This is a genomic window from Pseudomonas sp. MIS38 (assembly GCF_019891575.1).
Classification (GTDB): Bacteria; Pseudomonadota; Gammaproteobacteria; order Pseudomonadales; family Pseudomonadaceae; genus Aquipseudomonas; species Aquipseudomonas putida_A.
This window is the reverse complement of the sequence record NZ_JAFLXF010000005.1, coordinates 153,746-175,568: the sequence shown is the minus strand read 5'-3', so window position 1 is coordinate 175,568 and position 21,823 is coordinate 153,746. Positions and strand designations below refer to the sequence as shown.

Genomic DNA, 21,823 nt, shown 5'->3' with positions numbered 1-21,823 from the left:
ATGCACAGGTTAACGTTGATCGCCCCGAGAGTCTCGGCCACCTGTGGCCGGATTGTCTTTGTGCCTGAGCACAGGGTTTGCCGCCAGACCCTGTGCGGGTGAACAACCGTCCGCCGCCGCTGCTTAAGGATTTTGCCGATCATGTTCGAACTCGATCACGACCTCGCTCAGGATATCGTCGACCGGGCCATGGCCATTTTGCCCTACAACGTCAACGTCATGGACAGCCAGGGCCTGATCCTTGGCAGCGGCGAGCTGGAGCGCATCAACACCCGTCACGAAGGTGCGCAACTGGTGCTGGCCAACGGGCGGGTGGTAGAGATCGATGCACAAACCGCTGTGCACTTGAAGGGTGTGCAGCCGGGGATCAACCTGCCGCTGATGCTCGATCAACGCCTGATCGGCGTGCTCGGTATTACCGGCGAACCGGAGCAACTGCGCACCTACGCCGAACTGGTGCGCATGACCGCCGAAATGCTCGTCGGCCAGCGCAACCAGCAGGCCGAGCAGCAATGGCGGCGCCAGCGTTGCGATGACCTGTTGGCGTTGCTGTTGAGCGAAGCCGGCGACTCGCCGCGGCTGGTCGATGAGGCGCAGCAACTGGGGCTCAAGCCGCAGTTGACCCGGGTGCCGTATCTGTTCGAACTGGGTCTGGAGCATGGGCCGGGGCAAACCGTCGAGGCGTTGAGCGCGTGGCTGACCTCGCGCTATCCGGACAGCTGGTGCGTGAGTTCGGCCAAGTCGTCGCTGCTGTGGTGCCGACCCGCAAGTCAAACGGTTGAGCATGATCGCCTGCTGGAAAAACTCGATGGCCTCGGCTGGAACATTCTGCGCATCGCTGTGGGCGGGCAGGCGGATGGGCTGGCCGGGTTACGCCGCTGTTATCGGCGGGTTGGCGATCTGCTGGCTTATGGCCGGGAAGTGCTGCCGAATTCGCGCTTGCTGACGCTCAATCGCTATCGCTTGCCGGTGATGCTCTGGCGCCATCGCAACGATGATGCGCTGGATGAATTGCTCAAACCGTTGCGCAAAGTTATCGCCAAGGACGGCAATGGCCAGTTGCTCGCGACCCTGCGCAGTTGGTGTGAACACGACGGGCAGAGTCAGGCCTGCGCCGATGCGCTGGGCATTCATCGCAACAGCTTGCGTTATCGAATGGAGCGGATTGCTGAGTTGAGCGGGGTTGATCCGCTGAAACTCGACGGGATGCTGGCGCTATATCTCGGGGTGCAATTGCTGCCGCACATTGATCCGGGCTGATCGGATGTTTTCACCGACGCCTTCGCGAGCAAGCCCGCTCCCACATTTGGAATGCATTCCCCTGTGGGAGCGAGCTTGCTCGCGAAAGCGTCGGTACATTCGACACAGGCTTTTGTAGAAATGAACAATAAACGCCCACCGCGCTTGTGCAGCGGACCGGCGTCAATGCGCAGGCCGACTGGCAGCATGAGGTGCATTGGAACTGGAGAATTCGCATGAAGATCGTCATCGCCCCCGATTCGTTCAAGGACAGCCTGAGTGCCCAAGGCGTTGCCGAGGCCATTGCACTGGGGCTGGCGCAAGTCTGGCCGCAAGCAACACTGGTCAAATGCCCGATGGCCGACGGCGGCGAGGGCACGGTGGAATCGATTCTCGCCGCATGCGAGGGTGAACTGCGCCGCACCCGAGTACGCGGGCCGCTGGGTGCGCCGGTCGACGCCGCGTGGGGCTGGTTGCCACACAATCACACCGCGATCATCGAAATGGCCGAGGCCAGTGGTTTGCAATTAGTGCCTACGGGGCAACGCGATGCATGCATCACCAGCACCTTCGGCACCGGCGAACTGATTCGCGCCGCGCTGGATGCCGGCGCGCAACGGGTGATTCTGGCGATTGGCGGCAGCGCCACCAACGACGGCGGCGCCGGCGCGATGCAGGCGCTTGGGGTGAAATTGCTCGATGCGCAGGGTCAGCCATTGGTGCCGGGCGGCTTGGCGCTGGCACAACTGGCGCGACTGGACTTGAGCGAGCTTGATCCGCGTCTGGCCCACGTGCGCTTCGACATCGCCGCCGACGTCAACAACCCGCTGTGCGGCCCGCACGGGGCCTCGGCGATTTTCGGCCCGCAAAAAGGCGCGTCACCGGCACAAGTGCAGCAACTGGATCAGGCGCTGGGGCATTTCGCCGAGCTCTGCGCGCAAGCGTTGGGCAAGGACGTTCGCGATGAGCCGGGCAGTGGTGCGGCGGGGGGATTGGGTTTTGCGGCCAAGGCGTTTCTCGGTGCGCAATTTCAGGCCGGCGTGGAAGTGGTTGCCGAACTGGTGGGGCTGGCCGAAGCGGCAAACGGCGCCGTCCTGGTGATCACGGGAGAAGGGCGCTTCGACGCGCAGACCTTGCGCGGCAAGACCCCGTTCGGCGTGGCGCGGATTGCCAAGCAGCACGGCGTGCCGGTGATCGTCATCGCCGGCACCTTGGGTGAGGGTTATCAGGAACTCTACGAGCACGGCATCGACGCCGCATTCGCCGTCACCAGCGGCCCGATGACCCTGGAGCAGGCCTGTGCCGAAGCTCCACGCTTGTTGCGCGAACGGGCGACTGACATCGCCCGCGTCTGGCAGATGGCCAAACTCAATAGCTGATTGCGTGAAGATGTTGTGGAGAGGGGATAAATCCCCTCTCCACAGGGGGTTAGTGTCAAGGTGTTTCAGCGCTGAAACACCTTGAAAAATATTTTCGCTTTACACGAAATCTTCCTAAAGCCCCGCCGATACAGAGATCAGGCGCACACAGATTCCCTCGAACAGTGACGCCTGACTGGTCCCGCCCCCAAGGGCCAGTGATGACGGCACGGACGCTCGCAGCTACCTCTATCCGAGAGTCCAACCATGTCCTTGCGTAACCTGAATATCGCGCCCCGTGCCTTCCTCGGTTTTGCCTTTATCGCCTTGCTGGTGATTGTCCTTGGTGTGTTCGCCGTCAACCGCATGTCGACCATCCGCCAGGCTTCCATCGACATGGAGACCAATCAACTGCCCAGCGTCACCTACCTTGGCGTGGTCACGGAAAACGTTCTGCGCCTGCGGATTCTGTCGTTCCGGATTCTGGTCAACCGCGACCCGGCAGGTCTGCAAGAAGCGCAAACACGCATCGGCGTGCTGGTGGACAAGGTGCGCAGTGCTCAGGCCAGTTACGCCGCGTTGCCGGCAGAGAGCGAAGAGCGTGCGTTGTATCAGACGTTCGCGACCACGCTCGACAACTACCTGCAAGCGCAAAACCAGATGATGGAGCTGTCGCGTCAGGACAAGGTCGACGAGATGCGCACCTTGATCAACACGCGGATCAAGGACGGCACCGACCAGATGGGCGAACAACTGAACAAGCTGATCGCAATCAACGCGGCGGGCGCGAAAGTCGCCTCCAATCAGGCCGGTGAACATTACGACAGCGCCATTACCGGCATCATCGTTGTTGCCGTGGTCGCCGCGCTCGCCACGGTACTGCTGGCCCTGTTGCTGACTCGCAGCATCGTCACCCCATTGAATCGTGCCGTACAGGCTGCGCAAACCATCGCCGGCGGCAACTTGACCCAGTCCATCGAAGTCGATGGCAAGGACGAAGCCACCCAACTGCTGCAAGCCCTGTCCACGATGCAGATCAACCTGCGCAAAACCATCGAACAGATCGCCGGCTCCGCGACTCAGTTGGGCGCGGCGGCCGAAGAGTTGAGCGCTGTCACCGAGGAGGCTTCCCGTGGCCTGCAACAGCAGAACAACGAGATCGAACAAGCCGCCACCGCCGTCAACGAAATGACCGCCGCTGTGGAAGAAGTCGCACGTAACGCGGTCTCGACCTCCGAAGCCTCGAACCAGTCGACCCAGGCCGCCCGCGAAGGTCGCGATCAAGTGGTGAAAACCGTCGACGCGATCCAGACCATGACCCATGACGTGCAGAGCACCGCGCAAATGATCGAAGGCCTCGCCGCGCAGGGTCGTGACATCGGCAAGGTGCTGGATGTGATCCGCGCCATCGCCGAACAGACCAACCTGCTGGCCCTCAACGCGGCGATCGAAGCAGCGCGTGCCGGTGAGGCCGGACGCGGTTTTGCGGTGGTAGCGGACGAAGTACGCGCCTTGGCCCATCGCACTGCGCAATCGACTCAGGAAATCGAAAAAATGGTCGCCGGCATCCAGAACGGTACCGGCGAAGCGGTGTCGTCGATGCAGCAAAGCAACCAGCGCACCCAGACCACTCTGGAAATGGCCCGCGCTGCGGGTGTGGCGCTGGAGCAAATCACCCAGTCGATCCACCAGATCAACGAACGCAACCTGGTGATCGCCAGTGCCTCGGAAGAACAGGCGCAGGTCTCGCGTGAGGTCGACCGCAACCTGGTCAACATCCGTGATCTGGCCACGCAGTCCGCCGCCGGCGCGAATCAGACCAGCGCCGCAACCCATGAACTGTCGCGTCTGGCGGTGGATTTGAATGCCATGGTGGCGCGGTTTGTGATTTGAGAAATACGCAGTTGCCTGATGTGGGCCGAACCAGATGAGTGTTCGGCCCACCTCGAAGAGTCAGCGCTTCAAGACAGGTCCACTTTGACTTGCTTAAACGAAGACTGTTGCCCAAGGTTTCCTGCACGATCGCGCAGCCTGTAAAACGCGAACATCGTGCCGGAACCTATCTCACGGATAATCGCGCCACTCAGTTTGATAACGGTACGTGAAGTTGCGTCATGCACCGTTTCAATGATGACTGGCTCCGCCGCAAGTGAGCCAAAGTGAAATTCGATGCTGTCGCAGGCTCGCTGCTGCATATAGATGGCAATGGTTACCAGAACTTCATCATTGTGGGCGGCGAGATACTGCGGTGTGATCCCCTCACTGTCGATTTCTGGTGGAAATTGCGGAGGTTCTCCCGGATTGCCGAAGTTGGGAGCCGTTAGATCGACCGTAATCGGCGTGCTCGCGGCCATGTCTTCATTCCCGCCAATATCGAGGATGTATGAAACCTCATATACGCCTTCTTGTACCAGGTGTGCCTCAGGAATATGGGCCTCGAATGGGAAAAGCGCCGGGTCGATGGGTGTCGTAAAAGGATAGTCCGCCACCCTATTCCCGTTTAACAACAGCCTTAACAGTACGGGCACGCCTGGATCAGAAGGTGAACTATACCATTCTGGAATTAACACTTTCAGAGGAGATACCAATGCACTCAATGGCAACAGGTTAACCTGACTGCCAGGGAAATTGGGTAGCGCATCGGGGATTTCCGGTGCGTCCAATAAGAGGATTTTTTCATTCAGATTCGTCATCGTTTCAACACTCCGTCGTTTCGATTAGAGGGGGCCGCAGTTGTTTCCTCATGTTGATTAAGCGAGCGTTTGTGAAGTGGGTCTACTGTCAACTCTGACAGGTAGTCAGTCGACTGCTAATCGACCACTGTACGAAGTTCTTCTTTAAATTCATCCAAAGGACAAAGCGGCTGGCGCGGTTTGTGATTTGACCTAGGGTGAAGGCTGGAGACCGCGCAATCAGGAGACGTGCATGCGCTATTCAGCCTTGACCCAACGCATCGCCGGGGAGGGAGCCGCTGCCTGGCAGATTCATGACCGAGCGCTGGAGCTGCGCGCCGAGGGCGTCGATATCCTGCTGCTGAGCGTGGGGGATCCGGATTTCGATACGCCGCTGCCGATCATTCATGGCGCCATCGACAGTCTGCTGGCCGGCGATACGCATTATTCCGAAGTGCGTGGTCGCTTGGCGCTGCGCAAATTGATCGCCGCCCGCCACCAGCGGCGCAGCGGTCAGGTGGTGGATGCCGAGCACGTGATCGTGCTGCCCGGCGCGCAATGCGCGGTGTATTCGGTCGCGCAATGCCTGCTGGATCCGGGTGACGAAGTGATCGTCGCCGAGCCGATGTACGTGACCTATGAGGGTGTGTTCGGCGCGTGCGGCGCGACAGTGGTGCCGGTGCCGGTCAGGCCGGAGAATGGCTTTCGCGTTGACCCCGCCGATGTCGCCGCGCGGATCACGCCGAAGACCCGCGCGATGTTGCTCAACAGTCCGAATAATCCTTCCGGCGCGAGCCTGTCGCTGCTGATCTGGCAAGAGCTGGCGGCGCTGTGCGTGCGCCACGATTTGTGGCTGATCAGCGACGAGGTCTACAGCGATCTGCTGTACGAGGGCGAGCACATCAGCCCGGCGAGCCTGCCGGGCATGGCCGAACGCACGGCAACCATCAACAGCCTGTCGAAATCCCATGCCATGACCGGCTGGCGCATTGGCTGGTCGATCGGGCCGAAGGTGCTGGCCGAGCATCTGGTGAACCTGTCGTTGAGCATGCTGTTCGGTCTGCCGGATTTCGTGCAGAAAGCAGCGGAGGTCGCGTTGGCAAGCGATCTGCCGGAGGTGACGCAGATGCGCGAGGAATATCGGTTGCGCCGCGATCTGGTGTGCGAGCGTTTGCGCGGTTGCCCGGGGTTGCAGCCGATCCGGCCCGATGGCGGGATGTTCGTGATGGTCGATGTGCGCCAGACCGGGTTTGGCGCGCAGGGGTTTGCCGAGCGCTTGCTGGAAGGTTATGGGGTCTCTGTGCTGGCTGGCGAAGCGTTCGGGCCGAGTGCGGCGGGGCATATTCGCATCGGGCTGGTGCTGGATCGGGTGCAGCTGGCGGATGCCTGTGCGCGGATTGCGTTGTGTGCGGTGCAGCTGTTGCAGGCGCGTAGTGCCTGACAGTGTTGTGTTGCCTGAACTGGCCTCTTCGCGAGCAAGCCCGCTCCCACAGTGGATGGGTGTGTACATAATGTTATCTGTACACACCGAACCCTGTGGGAGCGGGCTTGCTCGCGAATGCAATCTGCCATTCAGCGCATTTTTCAGCCCTGCCAAGCCACCGGATTCACCAGATTCACCGGCTTCTCCCCAGCCAAAGCCGCCAGCAGATTGTCCACCGCACACCGCGCCATCGCCTCCCGCGTCTCATGCGTCGCCGAACCCATGTGCGGGGTTGCCACCACATAGTTCAACTGCAACAACGGCGAATCATGATTCAGCGGTTCACGCTCGAATACATCCAGCCCCGCTGCGCGAATCCGCTGGTGGCGCAACGCGTCGATCAGCGCCGCTTCATCCACCACTTTGCCGCGCGAGATATTGATGAAGATGCTCTCGGGGCGCATCAGCGCAAATTGCTCGGCGCCGATTAGGCCTTCGGTCTGCGCAGTCAGCGGCAGGGTCAGGCAGATGAAATCGGCCTCTTGCAGCAGCGCCTCAAGGCTACGGTACTGCGCGTCAAAACGCGCCTCGACCGCCGGTTTACGCGACTGACTGTGATAGAGCACCGGCATGCCAAAACCGAAATGCCCGCGCTGCGCCAGCGCTTCGCCGATGCGGCCCATGCCGATGATGCCCAAGGTCTTGCCGTGTACATCGGTGCCGAAATGCGCCGGGCCGATGTTGCGATGCCACTGGCCGCTGCGCACCATGTTCGCCAGTTCCACTACGCGCCGGGCCGTGGCGAGGATCAGGGCGAAACCGGTGTCGGCGGTGGTTTCGGTGAGCACGTCCGGGGTGTTGCTAAGGAGGATCTTGCGCCGGGTCAGGTAGTCGATGTCGTAGTTGTCGACACCCACTGAGACACTGGCGATGGCCTCAAGCTGCGGCGCCAGATCGAGCAGCGCGGCGTCGAGTTTCAGGCTGGCGCCGAGCAAGCCATGGGCGCCGGGCAGGGCGTCACGCAGCTTCATCAGGCCGTCGGCGTCGAGGCTTTCGATCAACGTCACTTCACACTGTTGCTGCAGACGCGTCATCAGCGCTGGCGAGAGTTTCTTGTACAGCACGACTTGCTTTTTCATGGGCAAAAATCTCTTCAGGAATGCGCCGGCACGGGACGCGTGACTACGGCTTTGGCCACGACACGATCACTGGCGCCAGGCTTGAGAAAAATCGTCAGCACCACCGACAGCAGCAACGCGCCGCTCATCAGCAGGTACGAAGCACCGGGCGAACCGGTGGAGCTGTTCAGGTAGCCGACCAGGTACGAGCCGCCGAACGAACCGAGCGCGCCCATGCTGTTGATCAGCGCCATGGCACCGCCGGCGACGTTGGCCGGCAGGATCTCCGGAACGATGGCGAAGAACGGCCCGTAAGGTGCGTACATGCAGGCACCGGCGATCACCAGCAGTGTGTACGACCACCAGAAATGTTCCGCGCCCAAGGCGTAGGAACCGTAGAACGCAATGGAGGCGATCAGCAGTGGCGGCCAGACGAAGCGTTTACGCTTCTGCAGTTTGTCCGAGCCCCACGACACCGCGAGCATGCCGATCACCGCCGCCAGATACGGCAGCGCCGACAGCCAGCCGGCCTCGATCATGTCCATTTGCGCGCCGGCCTTGAGGATCGACGGCAGCCACAGCACGAAGCCGTAGACGCCGATGCTCCAGCAGAAAAACTGCAGCGCCAGAATGATCACCTTCGGCGAGCGGAACGCTTCGGCGTAGTTCTTCACCGCTTTGATCCCGACCTGTTCGGCGGCGAGAGCGCTTTCCAGGTCGTGCTTTTCCTGTTCGCTCAGCCACTTGGCCTGAGCAGGACGATCATCGGCCAGCTTCCACCAGATAAACGCCCAGATCACCGCCGGCAAACCTTCGATGATGAACATCCAGCGCCAGCTGAAGTGCTGCACCAGATAGCCCGAAACCACCGACATCCACAGCATCGTTACCGGGTTGCCGAGGATCAGAAAGGTGTTGGCCCGCGAGCGTTCGGCGCGAGTGAACCAGTGGCACAGGTAAACCAGCATCGCCGGCATCACCGCGGCTTCTACCACACCGAGCATGAAGCGAATCACGATCAGCCAGTAGGCGTTCGACACCACGCCGGTCAGGGTGGCGAGGCCGCCCCAGAAAATCAGGCTGAAGAAAATCAGCTTTTTCACGCTGTGCTTCTGCGCGTAGATCGCTCCCGGTACCTGGAAGAAAAAGTAACCGAGGAAGAACAGCGCGCCGAGCAATGACGACAGGCCCGGGGTGATCATCAGGTCGGCAGCCATGCCGGAGGCGGCGGCGAAGCCGTAGTTGGCGCGGTCGAGATACGCCAGGCTGTAGGTGATGAAAACGATCGGCATGATGTACCACCAGCGGCGGGCGGCGAGGGTTACGGTTTTCATGGTGTTGCTCCTGAGCTTGTTGTTTTTGTCGCAGCAGGTTCAATTAATGGGTTGTCTGAGCGGGCCTCATCGCGAGCAGGCTCACTCCTACAAGGGTTATGTGTTTGCCGCTGCAGCTGTGACTGGCGGAGATCCACTGTAGGAGTGAGCCTGCTCGCGATCAGCGGCCTCGAATTCAACGATGAGTTCAGACCGGGTCGGCAACCCCTCCATGTCCCCGCGACTCTGCACCGCCCGACTGCCAATCCAGTTCGCGCGTTGCACCGCCTCGGCAAAACTCTGATGCTCCAGCAGGGCACTGATCATGCCAACCGCAAAGCCATCACCCGCACCCACGGTGTCGACCACGTTGGCCACCGGCACCCCGGCGACAAAACCCTGATCCAGCTGCGTGCGGTAATAGGCACCTTGCGGCCCAAGCTTGATCGCCACGGCTTCGGCGCCCTGATCGAGATAAAACGCCGCGATGTCCGCCGGATCTTCGAACCCGGTCAGCAAGCGACCTTCGCTCAAACCCGGCAGTACCCAGTGAGCGAGGGCGGCGAGGCGGTTGATCTCGCGGATCATCTCTTGCTCAGAGGCCCACAGACTTGGGCGCAGGTTGGGATCGAACGACACGCTGCGCCCGGCATGGCGCATGCGCGTCATCAGCTCGAGCGACATTTCCCGCGCACTGGCCGATAGCGCTGGTGGAATTCCGGTGGCGTGCAGATGGCGGGCGCTGAGCAAAGTGTCGCTGATCGACTGTACGGACAGATGACTGGCCGCCGAGCCACGGCGGAAATACTCGACCTGCGGATCGCTGCCGTCGTCGTTACGCGACTTGAACTGGAAACCGGTCGGGTGCTGGTGATCGACCGCGACGTGACTGCAATCCAGACCTTCCTTGATCAAGGTCTCGACTACAAAACGTCCGAGGGAATCGGCGCCGACCCGGCTCAGCCACGCCACATTGAAACCCAGCCGCGACAGGCCGATCGCCACATTGCTGTCGGCGCCGGCAATGCGTTTGTGAAAATGCTCGACCGCAGCCAGATCTCCGGTCTGCTCGGCGACCAGCATCGCCATGGTTTCGCCGAACGACAGAATATCGATATCAGACATGGGCAGGCTCCAGGCGCGATTGGCCAAGGCGGGCGAGGGCGGCGACGTGTTCCGTGGTCAACGCCACCAGATCATCGCCCTGCAACGGGTATTCGGCGGCACGCATAACGCCTTGGGCCATGTGCCGCAGCAGTTGTTCCCACAAATGCAGGTCGCTGACGGCGGGCGGCACGGCGACCAGTTTGCCGTCGGCGCGGCGGGCCACGGCTTTGCAGTGCACGTAGCCGACGTGGCGTCCGAGCAGACGTGCGGCGTTGGCGGCGGACTGGTCTTGCCACTGCCAGTTGCCGATGTCGAAGGTCATCTTGATCGGCAAATCATGCTGCTCCACCGCCGCGAAAAAACGCTGGAACGGCTCGATGCGGCCGCCCTGCAAGGTCTGGTCGTTTTCCACCAGCAGCTGCACCGGGCTGGCGCCGAGCAGCTGTTTCAGCGCCTGCAAATCACAGTTGTCGGTGAAGTAACCGAGCGAGACTTTCAGCCATTTCGAGCCGAATGCCTCTGCGTGTTGCAGGGCGTTGATCAGCTCGGGATTGGGTCGCGCCTGACCGGCGAGCCACAGTTCGCTCGGCGACGAATAGATACTTTGCAGTCCCTGCGCCCGAGTGGCGGCTTGCAGTTGCTCGGGCACTTCGCGAGTCAGCAACTCTTCGCGCCATTCGATGCGATCAGCGCCGGCGGCAGCCAGCACATCGATGAAGAAGTCCTGCCCGCGTTGGCGCACAAGTTCGGCGCCGTAGCTGGACAGGCTGATGGAAACGGCAGGTTTATTCATTGTTATCTACCTCTGAAACCGGTTTCATTTTTGTTCAAAAAAATCTGATTGATCTTCGTCGGGCGTTCGGGCGCCATCGCGAGCAGGCTCACTCCTACATTTGGAATGCGCTCCCCCTGTAGGAGTGAGCCTGCTCGCGATGGCGCCATAACATTCACCGCAAAGATCCTCGGGTAGACCCGCGCTCAACCAGCACCGGCGCAAAATCCACTCTGCGCGCTACCTCGACATCCCCCCGCAAACGCTTGAGCAAACACTCAAACGCCCGCGCGCCAATCTCGGCTGTGGGCTGGGCGAGGGCGGTAATTCCGCTGCCGACCAACGGGTACCAATCCAGATCATCCAGGGCAATCAGCCCGACATCCTCGAACAATCGGCAACCGATTTCGCGCAAGGCCAGGGTACAGGCCAGCGCTGCCACACCGTTGGCGCAGAACAGTGCTTTCGGCCCGGTCGCCGGTGTGTCCAAAAAGATTTGAAGATGAGTAGCGAGTGCGTCGCCGGTTTCCAGCACCGCCCCGGTCAACCCGGAGCGCTGGGCGATCTGCGTCCGAAAACTACTGACCCGCTCGATCCGCGAACTGGTGCCGTCATAAGGCTCAGTCACCAACAACACATCGCGATAGCCGCGCTGTTCCAGGTGCTTCAGCGCCATCTCAACAGCTTGCGGATTGTTCAGCCCGACCATGTCGCTGTCGAGGCCATCGACCTTGCGGTCCACCAGCACCAAGGGCATTTCCCGGTGCAACTCGTGGAGTTCGTCACGGTGATGGCCTAGGGTGTTCACGATCAGCCCCTCGATGTTGTACGAGCGCAACAGCGCCAGATGCTGGCGCTCCTGCTCGTCGTCGCGGTCGGTGTTGCACACCACCAGGCTGTAGCCGTGCGCACGGCAGGCGGTTTCCACCCCGTGCATCACGGCAATTGAATAAGGGTTGCGGATATCGGCCACCAGCATGCCGATCAGGCGCGTGCGCCCGCGTTTCAGGCCACGGGCCATCTGGTTCGGGCGGTAACCCAGCTCGCTGATCGCCTGCTCGATACGCAGGGCGATGGCATCGGAGAGCAGGGCGCGGTCGTCGCCGATGAAGCGCGAGACGCTGGCCTTGGATACGCCGGCGCGTTCGGCAACATCAAGCATGGTCACGCGGCTGCGCTGGGCGGCGGAGAAGTCGTTCACGGTCTGAAACCTATTATTGGATTTATTCGTTGCATGCGCCGCGATGGCGATGAAACCGGTTTCAGGAAACACCAGAAGCTGACACTCCGTCAAGTGAATGCGCGTGGTACTTCAACTTGGCGCCGACGGGCGGTGCTCAGCGTTATTGAAGTATCTGCGCAATGCTCAGCCAAACAGGCCGGCAGCAATATTGATCGAAAAGCCCAGAATCGCGGTGTTGAACACAAAACCGATCAATGATTGCGCCAGGACGATCTTGCGAATGTCGCGGGTAGCCACGCCGACATCGGCAGTCTGCACTGCTACGCCGATGGTGAAGGAGAAATACAGGAAGTCCCAATAATTGGGCGTGGTCAGACCTTCAGCGAAACGCAGGGCCGGTTCCTTGCCATCCCAGGTGTAAAACAGGCGCGCGTAGTGCACACAGAAGATCACCCCGATCACCAGCCAGGAACCTACGACGGTGACGGCGGTGAACGCGTAATGCAGAAGTTTGTGATGGGTATCCAGATCCTTGGTGCCGGCCAGTTCCAGGGTGATGGCGGCCAGGCTGGCCAATGCTGCGATACACACCACGAACAGCACCAGTCCGGCATTCTCGTCTTCGACGACGGCGATGCGTTTGACGTCCGGTGCCTTGGCCCGGGTGGCGAGCCAGAACATCAGGATCAGGTAAGTCCAGACGCCGGCGTTCCAGCCGATGAGGATTTTGCTGACGACGGAGTCGGCAGGGACCAGCAGGCCGGTGGCAAGGCCGACCAAAGCGGCGGCGGACAGGCGAGGGTGGGTGCGGGCGAGAAAGCGCATGGGGACTCGATGGGCCAGGATGTTTTTACACCTTAGCCCAGCGACGTCTCGGATGACCACTGACTTGACTGTTCGAATGACCTTGTGGGAGCGGGCTTGCTCGCGAAAGCGGTGTGTCAGCTACATGAATACTGACTGACACGAAGCCTTCGCGAGCAAGCCCGCTCCCACAGGGATCATTGGTGTTTGGTAAAGCGTTGTACGAGCTTCATGACCACCACGAAGAACAACGGCACGAAAATCACGGCCAATGTCGCCGTGATCATCCCGCCGATCACTCCGGTGCCGATAGCTTGCTGGCTTGCCGAACTGGCGCCAGTGGCGATGGCCAACGGCACCACGCCGAGGATGAACGCCAGCGAAGTCATGACGATCGGGCGCAGACGCAGGCGCGCGGCTTGCAACGTCGCGTCGATCAGGTCGTGACCTTCGTCGTACAGGCTCTTGGCGAACTCGATGATCAGGATCGCGTTCTTCGCCGAAAGACCGATGATGGTAATCAGCCCGACCTTGAAGAACACATCGTTGGGCATGCCGCGCAAGGTCACCGCCAGCACTGCGCCGAGCACACCCAGCGGCACCACCAGCAGCACCGAAGTCGGAATCGACCAGCTCTCGTACAGCGCCGCCAGGCACAGGAACACGATCAGCAACGACAGACCGAGCAGGATCGGCGCTTGACTGCCGGACAAACGTTCCTGCAACGACAGCCCGGTCCATTCCTGACCCAGACCTTTCGGCCCTTGGGCGACCAGCCGTTCGATCTCCGCCATGGCCTCGCCGGTGCTGTGCCCGGGCGATGGCTCGCCGGAAATCGCAATCGCCGGGTAGCCGTTATAGCGGGTCAATTGCGCCGGGCCTTGGGTCCATTTCGCCTGGACGAACGCCGACAGCGGCACCATGTGCCCGGCGTTGTTGCGCACGTGCATTTTCAGCAGATCATCAACCTGACTGCGCTGATCGCCTTCGGCCTGGACCACCACCCGCTGCATGCGCCCCTGATTGGGGAAGTCGTTGATGTAGGAAGAACCCACGGCAGTGGACAACACGCTGCCGATGTCAGCAAACGACACGCCCAGCGCATTGGCCTGCTTGCGGTCTACCTCCAGTTGCACCTGCGGCGCTTCGGCCAGCGCGCTTTCGCGCACGTTCATCAGTACCGGGCTTTTCTCGGCGGCGGCGAGCAATTCGGTGCGCGCCTGCATCAATGTCGCGTGACCGAGACCGCCGCGATCCTGCAGACGGAATTCGAAGCCGCTGGAAGTACCGAGACCGTCAACCGGTGGCGGCAACACAGCGAACGCGATGGCATCCTTGATCTGGCTCAGGGCGATGTTGGCGCGATCGGCAATCGAGGTGGCGGAATCATCATGGCCGCGTTCAGACCAGTCCTTGAGAGTGGTAAACGCCAGCGCCGCATTCTGCCCGCTGCCGGAGAAGCTGAAGCCGAGAATCACCGTGCTGTCGCCAACCCCCAGTTCACTGGCGTTGTGCGCTTCGATCTGCTCGACCACCTGCACCGTACGGTTTTTGCTCGCACCCGGCGGCAACTGAATGTCGGTGATGGTGTAACCCTGATCCTCAACCGGCAGGAACGAGGAGGGCAGACGCGCAAAGCACAACCCCATGCCGATCAGCAGCACGCCGTAGATCAGCAGATAACGCCCGCTGCGCTTCAGCGCGTAGCCGACCCAGCCTTGATAGCGATCGGTCAGTTGCTCGAAGCGGCGGTTGAACCAGCCGAAGAATCCGCTTTTCTCGTGGTGCTCGCCCTTGGCAATTGGCTTGAGCAGCGTGGCGCACAGTGCAGGCGTCAGCGTCAGGGCCAGAAACGCCGAGAACAGAATCGAGGTCGCCATCGACAGCGAGAACTGTCGGTAAATCACCCCCACCGAACCCTGCATGAATGCCATCGGGATGAACACCGCCACCAGCACCAGGGTAATGCCGATGATCGCCCCGGTAATCTGCTTCATCGCCTTGCGCGTCGCTTCTTTCGGCGACAGGCCTTCAGTGGCCATGATGCGCTCGACGTTTTCCACCACGACAATAGCATCGTCCACCAGAATGCCGATCGCCAGGACCATGCCGAACATGGTCAGTACGTTGATCGAGAAACCCAGCGCGAGCATGGTGGCGAAGGTGCCCATCAACGCCACCGGCACCACCAGCGTCGGGATCAGTGTGTAGCGGATGTTCTGCAGGAACAGGAACATCACCGCAAACACCAGCAGCATCGCTTCACCGAGGGTGTAGACAACCTTGGTGATCGAGACTTTGACGAACGGTGAGGTGTCGTACGGAATTTTGTATTCGACGCCGGCCGGGAAGTAGCGCGACAGCTCGTCCATCTTCGCCCGGATCAATGTGGCGGTCGCCAGCGCATTGGCCCCAGGCGCCAACTGCACGCCGACGGCGGTGGACGGCTTGCCGTTCAGGCGCGTGCCGAACTGGTATTCCTGACTGCCGACTTCGACCCGTGCCACATCGCCGATGCGCACGGTGGAGCCGTCCGGATTGGCCTTGAGCACGATGTCGGCGAACTCTTCCGGCGTCGACAACTGCCCCTTGACCAGAATGGTCGCGGTGATTTCCTGCGAGGATGGGTTGGGCAAGTCGCCAATACTGCCCGCCGAAACCTGGGCGTTTTGCGCGACGATGGCGGCGTTGACGTCAGCCGGGGTCAGGTTGAAACCGATCAGCTTCTGCGGATCGATCCAGATCCGCATCGCCCGTTCGGCGCCATACAGCTGCGCCTTGCCGACGCCGTCGATGCGCTTGATTTCGTTCATCACGTTACGCGCCAGATAATCACTGAGCGCTACGTCATCAAGCTTGCCGTCGCTGGAGGTCAGGGTGATCAGCAACAGGAAACCGGCAGAGACTTTCTCCACCTGCAGGCCTTGCTGATTGACTGCCTGCGGCAGGCGCGACTCGACCACTTTGAGGCGGTTCTGCACATCGACCTGCGCCAGTTCCGGGTTAGTGCCCGGCTGGAACGTCGCTTTGATCGTCGCGCTGCCGAGGCTGCTCTGCGATTCGAAGTACAGCAGGTGATCGGCGCCGTTGAGTTCTTCTTCGATCAGGCTGACCACGCTTTCATCGACGGTCTGCGCCGAGGCGCCAGGGTACACCGCGTAGATTTCGATCTGTGGCGGCGCGACATCGGGGTACTGCGCCACCGGCAATTGCGGAATGGCCAGCGCACCGGCCAACAGGATGAACAGGGCGACAACCCAGGCGAACACCGGGCGATCGATAAAGAACTGCGGCATATGAAAGCGTCCTGCTTACTGACCAGAGGTCTGGGCAAGTGGAAGAGGGGTGTCGTCGATCTGCACTTTTTCGCCTGGACGGGCGTGTTGCAGGCCTTCGATGACAATGCGGTCGCCGGGCTTGAGGCCGCCGGTGACGATCCAGCGGTCGTTCTGCACCGCGCCCAGTTGCACCGGCTGCTGGGCGACGCGCATCTGCTCGTCGACGGTCAGCACCTGGGCGATACCCGCGCTGTCACGCTGCACCGCACGTTGCGGCACGGTGATGCCGTTCTGTACGGTGGCTTGTTGCAGACGTACACGGATGAAGCTGCCCGGCAGCAGGTCGAGATCGGGATTGGGGAACTCGCTGCGCAGAATGATCTGGCCGGTGCCCGGATCGACGCTGATGTCGCTGAACAGCAATTTGCCCGGCAACGGATAGAGGCTGCCGTCATCCTGAATCAGCGTGGCCTTGACCTGATCCTGACCGACTGCCTGCAACTGCCCGGAACGGAACGCGCGACGCAGTTCGTTGAGTTCACGGGTCGACTGAGTAAGGTCGGCGTAGATCGGGTTGAGCTGCTGAATCAGCGCCAGCGGCGTGGTTTCGTTCTGCCCGACCAGCGCACCTTCAGTGACCAATGCACGGCCGACCCGCCCGGAAATCGGCGCGGTGACGGTGGCGTAGCCGAGGTTCAGCTTCGCCCGTTCCACTGCAGCTTTATTGGCCGCCACATCGGCGGCGGTTTGCCGGGCATTGGCGCGGGCGTTGTCGTAATCCTGAGCGCTGATGGCCTTGTCGTCGATCAACTGCGCGTAGCGTTGCTCCTGCAACTTCGCTTGGAAGGCATTGGCCTCGGCCTTGCGCAGCGCGGCTTCGGCGCTATCGAGATCAGCCTTGAACGGTGCCGGGTCGATGCGAAACAGCACGTCACCCTTTTTCACGTCGCTGCCTTCACGGAAGGTCCGTTGCAACACCACCCCGGCCACTCGGGCACGCACTTCAGCGATGCGCGGGGCGGCGATACGCCCGCTCAGTTCGCTGCTGATCGACAGGGGGCGGGCCTCGATGGTCTCGATGCGCACGGTAGCTGGCGGCGCTTCTTCTTCGGCCTTCGAGGACGAATCACAGGCGCTCAGCAACAGCGCAGCGGCGATCAGGCCGAGCCCGGCCAGAAGATTTTTTGACATGTACCACCCCCAATATTGAAGCCCGCATCCTAAGGCCAGACGCCGAGGGTAGCGGTGAAGCTTTGTAGGCGCTGTGTGAAATTGTGTAAGGGTTTTACTCAGGGACGGGCGAGGGCGTATATCCTTTACGCCTTGAAATTTATTGCGACAGATAAACCGCCATCGCGAGCAGGCTCACTCCTACATTGGAACTGTGTCAGACACGAACCTTGTAGGAGTGAGCCTGCTCGCGATGAGGCCCAAACAGTCGCCACAGCACTTTCCTGGAACACCCCATGCCCAACATCCTCCTGGTCGAAGACGACACCGCCCTCGCCGAACTGATTTCCAGCTACCTGGAGCGCAACGGCTATTCCGTCAGCGTGATCGGCCGTGGTGATCACGTGCGTGAGCGGGCACGGATCAATCCGCCGGATCTGGTGATCCTCGACCTGATGCTGCCGGGCCTTGACGGCTTGCAAGTCTGCCGCCTGCTGCGCGCCGATTCGGCGACGCTGCCGATCCTGATGCTGACCGCCCGCGACGACAGTCACGATCAGGTGCTGGGCCTGGAAATGGGCGCCGACGATTACGTCACCAAACCCTGCGAGCCACGGGTTCTGCTGGCCCGGGTGCGTACTTTGCTGCGGCGCAGCAGCCTCGGTGAACCGATGACGGTCAATGACCGCATCGTCATGGGCAATCTGTGCATCGACTTGTCCGAGCGCACCGTGACCTGGCGCGAGCAACCGGTGGAACTGTCCAGCGGCGAATACAATTTGCTGGTGGTGCTGGCCCGGCATGCCGGGGAAGTGCTGAGCCGCGACCAGATCCTGCAACGCCTGCGCGGCATCGAGTTCAACGGCACCGACCGTTCGGTAGACGTGGCGATTTCCAAGCTGCGGCGCAAGTTCGACGACCACGCCGGCGAGGCGCGCAAGATCAAGACGGTATGGGGCAAGGGCTACCTGTTCAGCCGCTCCGAGTGGGAATGCTGAGCTGATGTTCAGAATCCTGTTTCGCCTGTATCTGGTGACGATCGTCTCCTACAGCGCGGCGATCTATCTGGTGCCGGATCTGGTGATCATGGCGTTCCGCGAGCGCTTCATCACCTACAACCTCGACTACTCGCGCGGCTTGCAATCGCTGATCACCCGGCAGTTCCACGCGGTGCCGCAGGATCAGTGGCCGGCACTGGCGCAATCGATGGACAAGGACTTCCAGCCGCTGCACATCGCACTGGCGCGCATCGACGACGCCGGGTTCACCGCCCCCGAGCAAGTGCGCTTGCGCGCCGGGGAAAACGTGGTGCGTATCGGCGATTGGGGATGGCGCACCTTGGCGGTCACGCCGCTGAACGATGACGTCGCCGTGCAAATGGTGGTACCGCCGGATCCGCTGGACGTCAATCTGTTGTACTGGAGCATCAACGTGCTGATCGGTGCGAGCATGCTCGCCTGCCTGCTGCTGTGGATTCGCCCGCACTGGCGCGATCTGGAGCGCCTCAAGGGCGCCGCCGAACGCTTCGGCAAGGGCCACCTGAACGAGCGCACGCAGATCCCCGCCAGTTCCAACATCGGCAGCCTGGCCAACGTGTTCGACACCATGGCCGGCGACATCGAAAATCTGCTCAACCAGCAGCGCGACCTGCTGAATGCGGTGTCCCACGAATTGCGCACGCCGCTGACCCGTCTGGACTTCGGTCTGGCCCTGGCGCTGTCCGATGATTTGCCGGCGACCAGTCGCGAACGCCTGCAAGGACTGGTCGCACACATTCGCGAACTGGATGAGTTGGTGCTGGAATTGCTGTCTTACAGCCGCCTGCAGAACCCGGCGCAGTTGCCGGAACAGGTCGAAGTTTCGCTGGATGAGTTCATCGACAGCATTCTGGGCAGTGTCGATGAAGAACTGGACTCGCCGGACATCGTCATCGATGTGCTGCTGCACGGTCAGCTCGAACGTTTCACGCTGGATCCGCGCCTGACCGCCCGAGCGATCCAGAACCTGCTGCGCAATGCCATGCGCTATTGCGAAAAACGCATTCAGATTGGCGTGCAGGTCAGCCCCGATGGTTGCGAGATCTGGGTCGACGACGATGGCATTGGCATCCCGGATGATGAGCGTGAGCGGATTTTCGAACCGTTTTATCGACTTGATCGCAGTCGTGATCGGGCTACCGGCGGCTTTGGTCTGGGCCTGGCCATCAGCCGTCGGGCGCTGGAGGCGCAGGGCGGGACCTTGACGGTTGAAAGTTCGCCGCTGGGTGGGGCGCGGTTCAGGTTGTGGTTGCCTGACATGACTTGACCCGAAACCTGTGGGAGCGGGCTTGCTCACGAAGGCGGAGTGTCAGTCGACATAAATTAATCTGACACACCGCTTTCGCGAGCAAGCCCGCTCCCACAGGGGTTTTGTGTTGCTCAGAGGAGTTGGTTTGATTGAATCAAGCCAACCCCGGCCGTCTGCATCCGCTCCATCGCCGCTGCCAGTGACCCATCCCTGTCAATGGCACGACAGGCATCCAGCACCACGAACGCGTTGAACCCCGCCGCCCGCGCATCCAACGCAGAAAACATCACGCAGAAATCCAGCGCCAGACCGACCATGTACACCGTGTCGATACCGCGTTCTTTCAGGTATCCGGCCAGACCGGTGGTGGTGCACCGGTCCGCCTCGAGAAACGCCGAATAGCTGTCGATGTCCGGATTACAGCCCTTGCGGATGATCAGTTGCGCGTGCGGCAGGTTCAGCTCGGGGTGAAACTCGGCACCGGATGTGCCTTGCACACAATGCTCCGGCCAGAGTACCTGCTCGCCGTAGGGCAACTGAATTACCTCGTAAGGCTGGTGTCCGGGGTGGCTTGAGGCAAAGGACGCGTGGCCGCTCGGGTGCCAGTCCTGGGCAATCACCACCTGTTTGAACAGGCCACCGAGGCGATTGATCAGCGGCACGATCTGATCGCCTTCGGGCACGGCCAACTGGCCGCCGGGGATGAAGTCGTTCTGCACGTCAATGACCAGCAGGGCGGTGCGGGGTGAAATCTGCATCGGGGCTTCCTCCTTGGATAATCACCCGCTCAGCATAGTGGAGCGGCACTCACGCGCCCAGCTTGTCGACCAGGTGTTTTGCCAGGTCTTCCAGCGCCGGCGCCGGGTTGTGCCCGATCAACATCCACGCATGCTCACCTTCGGTCCAGTACACCACGTTCATTTCGTGGCGCCGTTCGTGCGCCAAAGGCTGGCTGCCACTGTTGGAGCGAGTCACGCACAAGGCCAGCGGCCCGTGTTTCGCATCGAGATAGGTCAGTTGCGCAATCGGCACACCGTCGTACTCGAGCATTTGTGCACGTTTGAGTTCGGCGCCCGGCAACCTCACCAGTGCCGGCGACAGACTCAGCCCCAATCGTGCATCCACCGCACGCAGTTGCGATCGCTGGCTGGCTTCGTCACTGGGCAGGTGATCGAGGGTTTGCGGCACATACAGTGCCATGTAGTCACCCACCAGGGCGCGCCAGTTATGCGTTTGCTGCGTTTGCCAGGCGAGAAACAGGCGATCGGCCAACACGCCGCCCGCCAGCAGACTCGCGGCGGCCGCACCGATGAACCAGCGTCGACTCAGGCCAGGCCGCTGGGGGGCGGGGATGGCATCAAGGCGCGCCTGCAAACGTTCCAGCGGTGCCTGTTGCGCCAGTTCGTCATAGGCTTCCTTGTACGGCAGGCTGCTGCGTTCGAACCATTGCACGCGAAGGCTGAGCAACGGGTCGTCGGCAATCGCGCCGTCGAGCTGGGCGCGATACGCGGGGTCCAGCTCGTCGTCGAGGTAGGCTACCAGTTGTTCGTCGGAGGGCTTGTTCATGGGTGGTCACCTCCGGTGGTTTTCGGCACGGCTTGCAGCGGCGGGTATTCAGCCAGTTTCAGGCGCGCGGTGGCCAGACGGCTCATCACCGTGCCGATCGGCACCTGCAGGATCTCGGCGACTTCGCGGTAGGACAGACCTTCGACATAAGCCAGATACACGGTTTCGCGCTGGGTTTCCGGCAACGCATCGACCCGGCGAATCACTTGCGCCGCCATCACATGAGTCTGCGCGGCGTATTCGCCATCGAAGGCCAATTGCGCGTCGGCATCGACCTGACCGGCGCCCTGACGCACCCGGCGGGCGCGCACTTCGTTGAGCCAGATCGAATGCAGGATGCTCAGCAACCAGCGATCCATGCGCGTGCCGGCCACATATTGGCCGGCACGTTCCAGCGCCCGCACACACGTGGCCTGCACCAGATCCTCGGCCACGTGATGATTGCGCGACAGCAGCAGGCCGTAGCGCCACAGCCGCGCCAGATGCTGTCCGAGTTCCGCTCTGAATGCCTGATCGCTGACGATGATGGCGTTC

17 protein-coding genes and 1 pseudogene are annotated in these 21,823 nt (G+C 61.5%); 6 read left to right on the top strand and 12 right to left on the bottom strand.

Annotation, left to right across the window (positions count from 1 at the left end):
• Window positions 1–141: 141 nt before the first annotated feature.
• The 3 genes from J1G18_RS08770 to J1G18_RS08760 all read left to right on the top strand — a co-directional run bounded on the left by J1G18_RS08770 (window position 142) and on the right by J1G18_RS08760 (window position 4,490).
• Complete coding sequence (locus tag J1G18_RS08770; protein ID WP_098963959.1) at window positions 142–1,260, top strand: sugar diacid recognition domain-containing protein; 1,119 nt, start codon at window positions 142–144, stop codon at window positions 1,258–1,260.
• Between the two features lie 215 nt (window positions 1,261–1,475).
• Entirely contained in the window at window positions 1,476–2,618 is a 1,143-nt protein-coding gene (locus J1G18_RS08765) for a glycerate kinase (RefSeq protein ID WP_223007488.1), read from the top strand.
• Between the two features lie 246 nt (window positions 2,619–2,864).
• Window positions 2,865–4,490: a methyl-accepting chemotaxis protein gene (locus tag J1G18_RS08760; protein ID WP_134786321.1), complete on the top strand. Its 1,626-nt coding sequence runs from the start codon at window positions 2,865–2,867 to the stop codon at window positions 4,488–4,490.
• A 68-nt stretch (window positions 4,491–4,558) separates the two neighbouring features.
• Here the strand turns inward: J1G18_RS08760 and J1G18_RS08755 are convergent, their stop codons facing one another.
• The gene (locus J1G18_RS08755; protein ID WP_098963962.1) at window positions 4,559–5,290 is read right to left on the bottom strand and encodes a hypothetical protein; all 732 of its coding nucleotides are present in this window, start codon (window positions 5,288–5,290) and stop codon (window positions 4,559–4,561) included.
• Window positions 5,291–5,522: 232 nt separating this feature from the next.
• On the opposite strand from J1G18_RS08755, the gene J1G18_RS08750 reads away from it, so the two are divergent.
• Entirely contained in the window at window positions 5,523–6,710 is a 1,188-nt protein-coding gene (locus tag J1G18_RS08750; protein WP_096797430.1) for a pyridoxal phosphate-dependent aminotransferase, read from the top strand.
• A gap of 143 nt (window positions 6,711–6,853) precedes the next feature.
• Here the strand turns inward: J1G18_RS08750 and J1G18_RS08745 are convergent, their stop codons facing one another.
• The 8 genes and pseudogenes from J1G18_RS08745 to J1G18_RS08710 form a co-directional block, all read right to left on the bottom strand.
• Window positions 6,854–7,831 (bottom strand): 2-hydroxyacid dehydrogenase, encoded by a 978-nt coding sequence (locus J1G18_RS08745; RefSeq protein WP_098963964.1) that lies wholly within the window; start codon window positions 7,829–7,831, stop codon window positions 6,854–6,856.
• Between the two features lie 21 nt (window positions 7,832–7,852).
• Window positions 7,853–9,144: pseudogene (locus J1G18_RS08740) on the bottom strand (MFS transporter); the annotation flags it as partial.
• A gap of 96 nt (window positions 9,145–9,240) precedes the next feature.
• Entirely contained in the window at window positions 9,241–10,248 is a 1,008-nt protein-coding gene (locus J1G18_RS08735) for a sugar kinase (protein WP_139054037.1), read from the bottom strand.
• Complete coding sequence (locus J1G18_RS08730; protein ID WP_098963967.1) at window positions 10,241–11,023, bottom strand: sugar phosphate isomerase/epimerase family protein; 783 nt, start codon at window positions 11,021–11,023, stop codon at window positions 10,241–10,243. The genes J1G18_RS08735 and J1G18_RS08730 overlap by 8 nt, the downstream gene beginning before the upstream one ends.
• Before the next feature lie 154 nt (window positions 11,024–11,177).
• Window positions 11,178–12,203 (bottom strand): LacI family DNA-binding transcriptional regulator, encoded by a 1,026-nt coding sequence (locus tag J1G18_RS08725; protein WP_316851777.1) that lies wholly within the window; start codon window positions 12,201–12,203, stop codon window positions 11,178–11,180.
• Window positions 12,204–12,368: 165 nt separating this feature from the next.
• Entirely contained in the window at window positions 12,369–13,010 is a 642-nt protein-coding gene (locus J1G18_RS08720; RefSeq protein WP_027611985.1) for a DUF1345 domain-containing protein, read from the bottom strand.
• Window positions 13,011–13,186: 176 nt separating this feature from the next.
• Window positions 13,187–16,285 (bottom strand): efflux RND transporter permease subunit, encoded by a 3,099-nt coding sequence (locus J1G18_RS08715; protein ID WP_223007487.1) that lies wholly within the window; start codon window positions 16,283–16,285, stop codon window positions 13,187–13,189.
• 15 nt (window positions 16,286–16,300) lie between these two features.
• The gene (locus J1G18_RS08710) at window positions 16,301–17,458 is read right to left on the bottom strand and encodes an efflux RND transporter periplasmic adaptor subunit (RefSeq protein WP_223007486.1); all 1,158 of its coding nucleotides are present in this window, start codon (window positions 17,456–17,458) and stop codon (window positions 16,301–16,303) included.
• A 275-nt stretch (window positions 17,459–17,733) separates the two neighbouring features.
• Between J1G18_RS08710 and J1G18_RS08705 the strand changes: the two genes are divergently transcribed.
• Window positions 17,734–18,435, top strand: a complete 702-nt coding sequence (locus J1G18_RS08705) for a response regulator transcription factor (protein ID WP_003224662.1) — start codon at window positions 17,734–17,736, stop codon at window positions 18,433–18,435.
• Between the two features lie 4 nt (window positions 18,436–18,439).
• Entirely contained in the window at window positions 18,440–19,741 is a 1,302-nt protein-coding gene (locus tag J1G18_RS08700) for an ATP-binding protein (protein ID WP_027611982.1), read from the top strand.
• Window positions 19,742–19,854: 113 nt separating this feature from the next.
• Here the strand turns inward: J1G18_RS08700 and pncA are convergent, their stop codons facing one another.
• The 3 genes from pncA to J1G18_RS08685 are packed head-to-tail and all read right to left on the bottom strand — an operon-like array spanning window position 19,855 to window position 21,723.
• Window positions 19,855–20,481, bottom strand: coding sequence for a bifunctional nicotinamidase/pyrazinamidase (gene pncA, locus J1G18_RS08695; RefSeq protein WP_223007485.1), 627 nt, complete (start codon window positions 20,479–20,481; stop codon window positions 19,855–19,857).
• A gap of 49 nt (window positions 20,482–20,530) precedes the next feature.
• Window positions 20,531–21,289 carry an anti-sigma factor family protein gene (locus J1G18_RS08690; protein WP_223007484.1) on the bottom strand — a complete coding sequence of 253 codons (759 nt, stop codon included), beginning with the start codon at window positions 21,287–21,289 and terminating at the stop codon, window positions 20,531–20,533.
• Window positions 21,286–21,723 (bottom strand): sigma-70 family RNA polymerase sigma factor, encoded by a 438-nt coding sequence (locus tag J1G18_RS08685; protein WP_247267624.1) that lies wholly within the window; start codon window positions 21,721–21,723, stop codon window positions 21,286–21,288. The genes J1G18_RS08690 and J1G18_RS08685 overlap by 4 nt, the downstream gene beginning before the upstream one ends.
• Window positions 21,724–21,823: the final 100 nt, after the last annotated feature.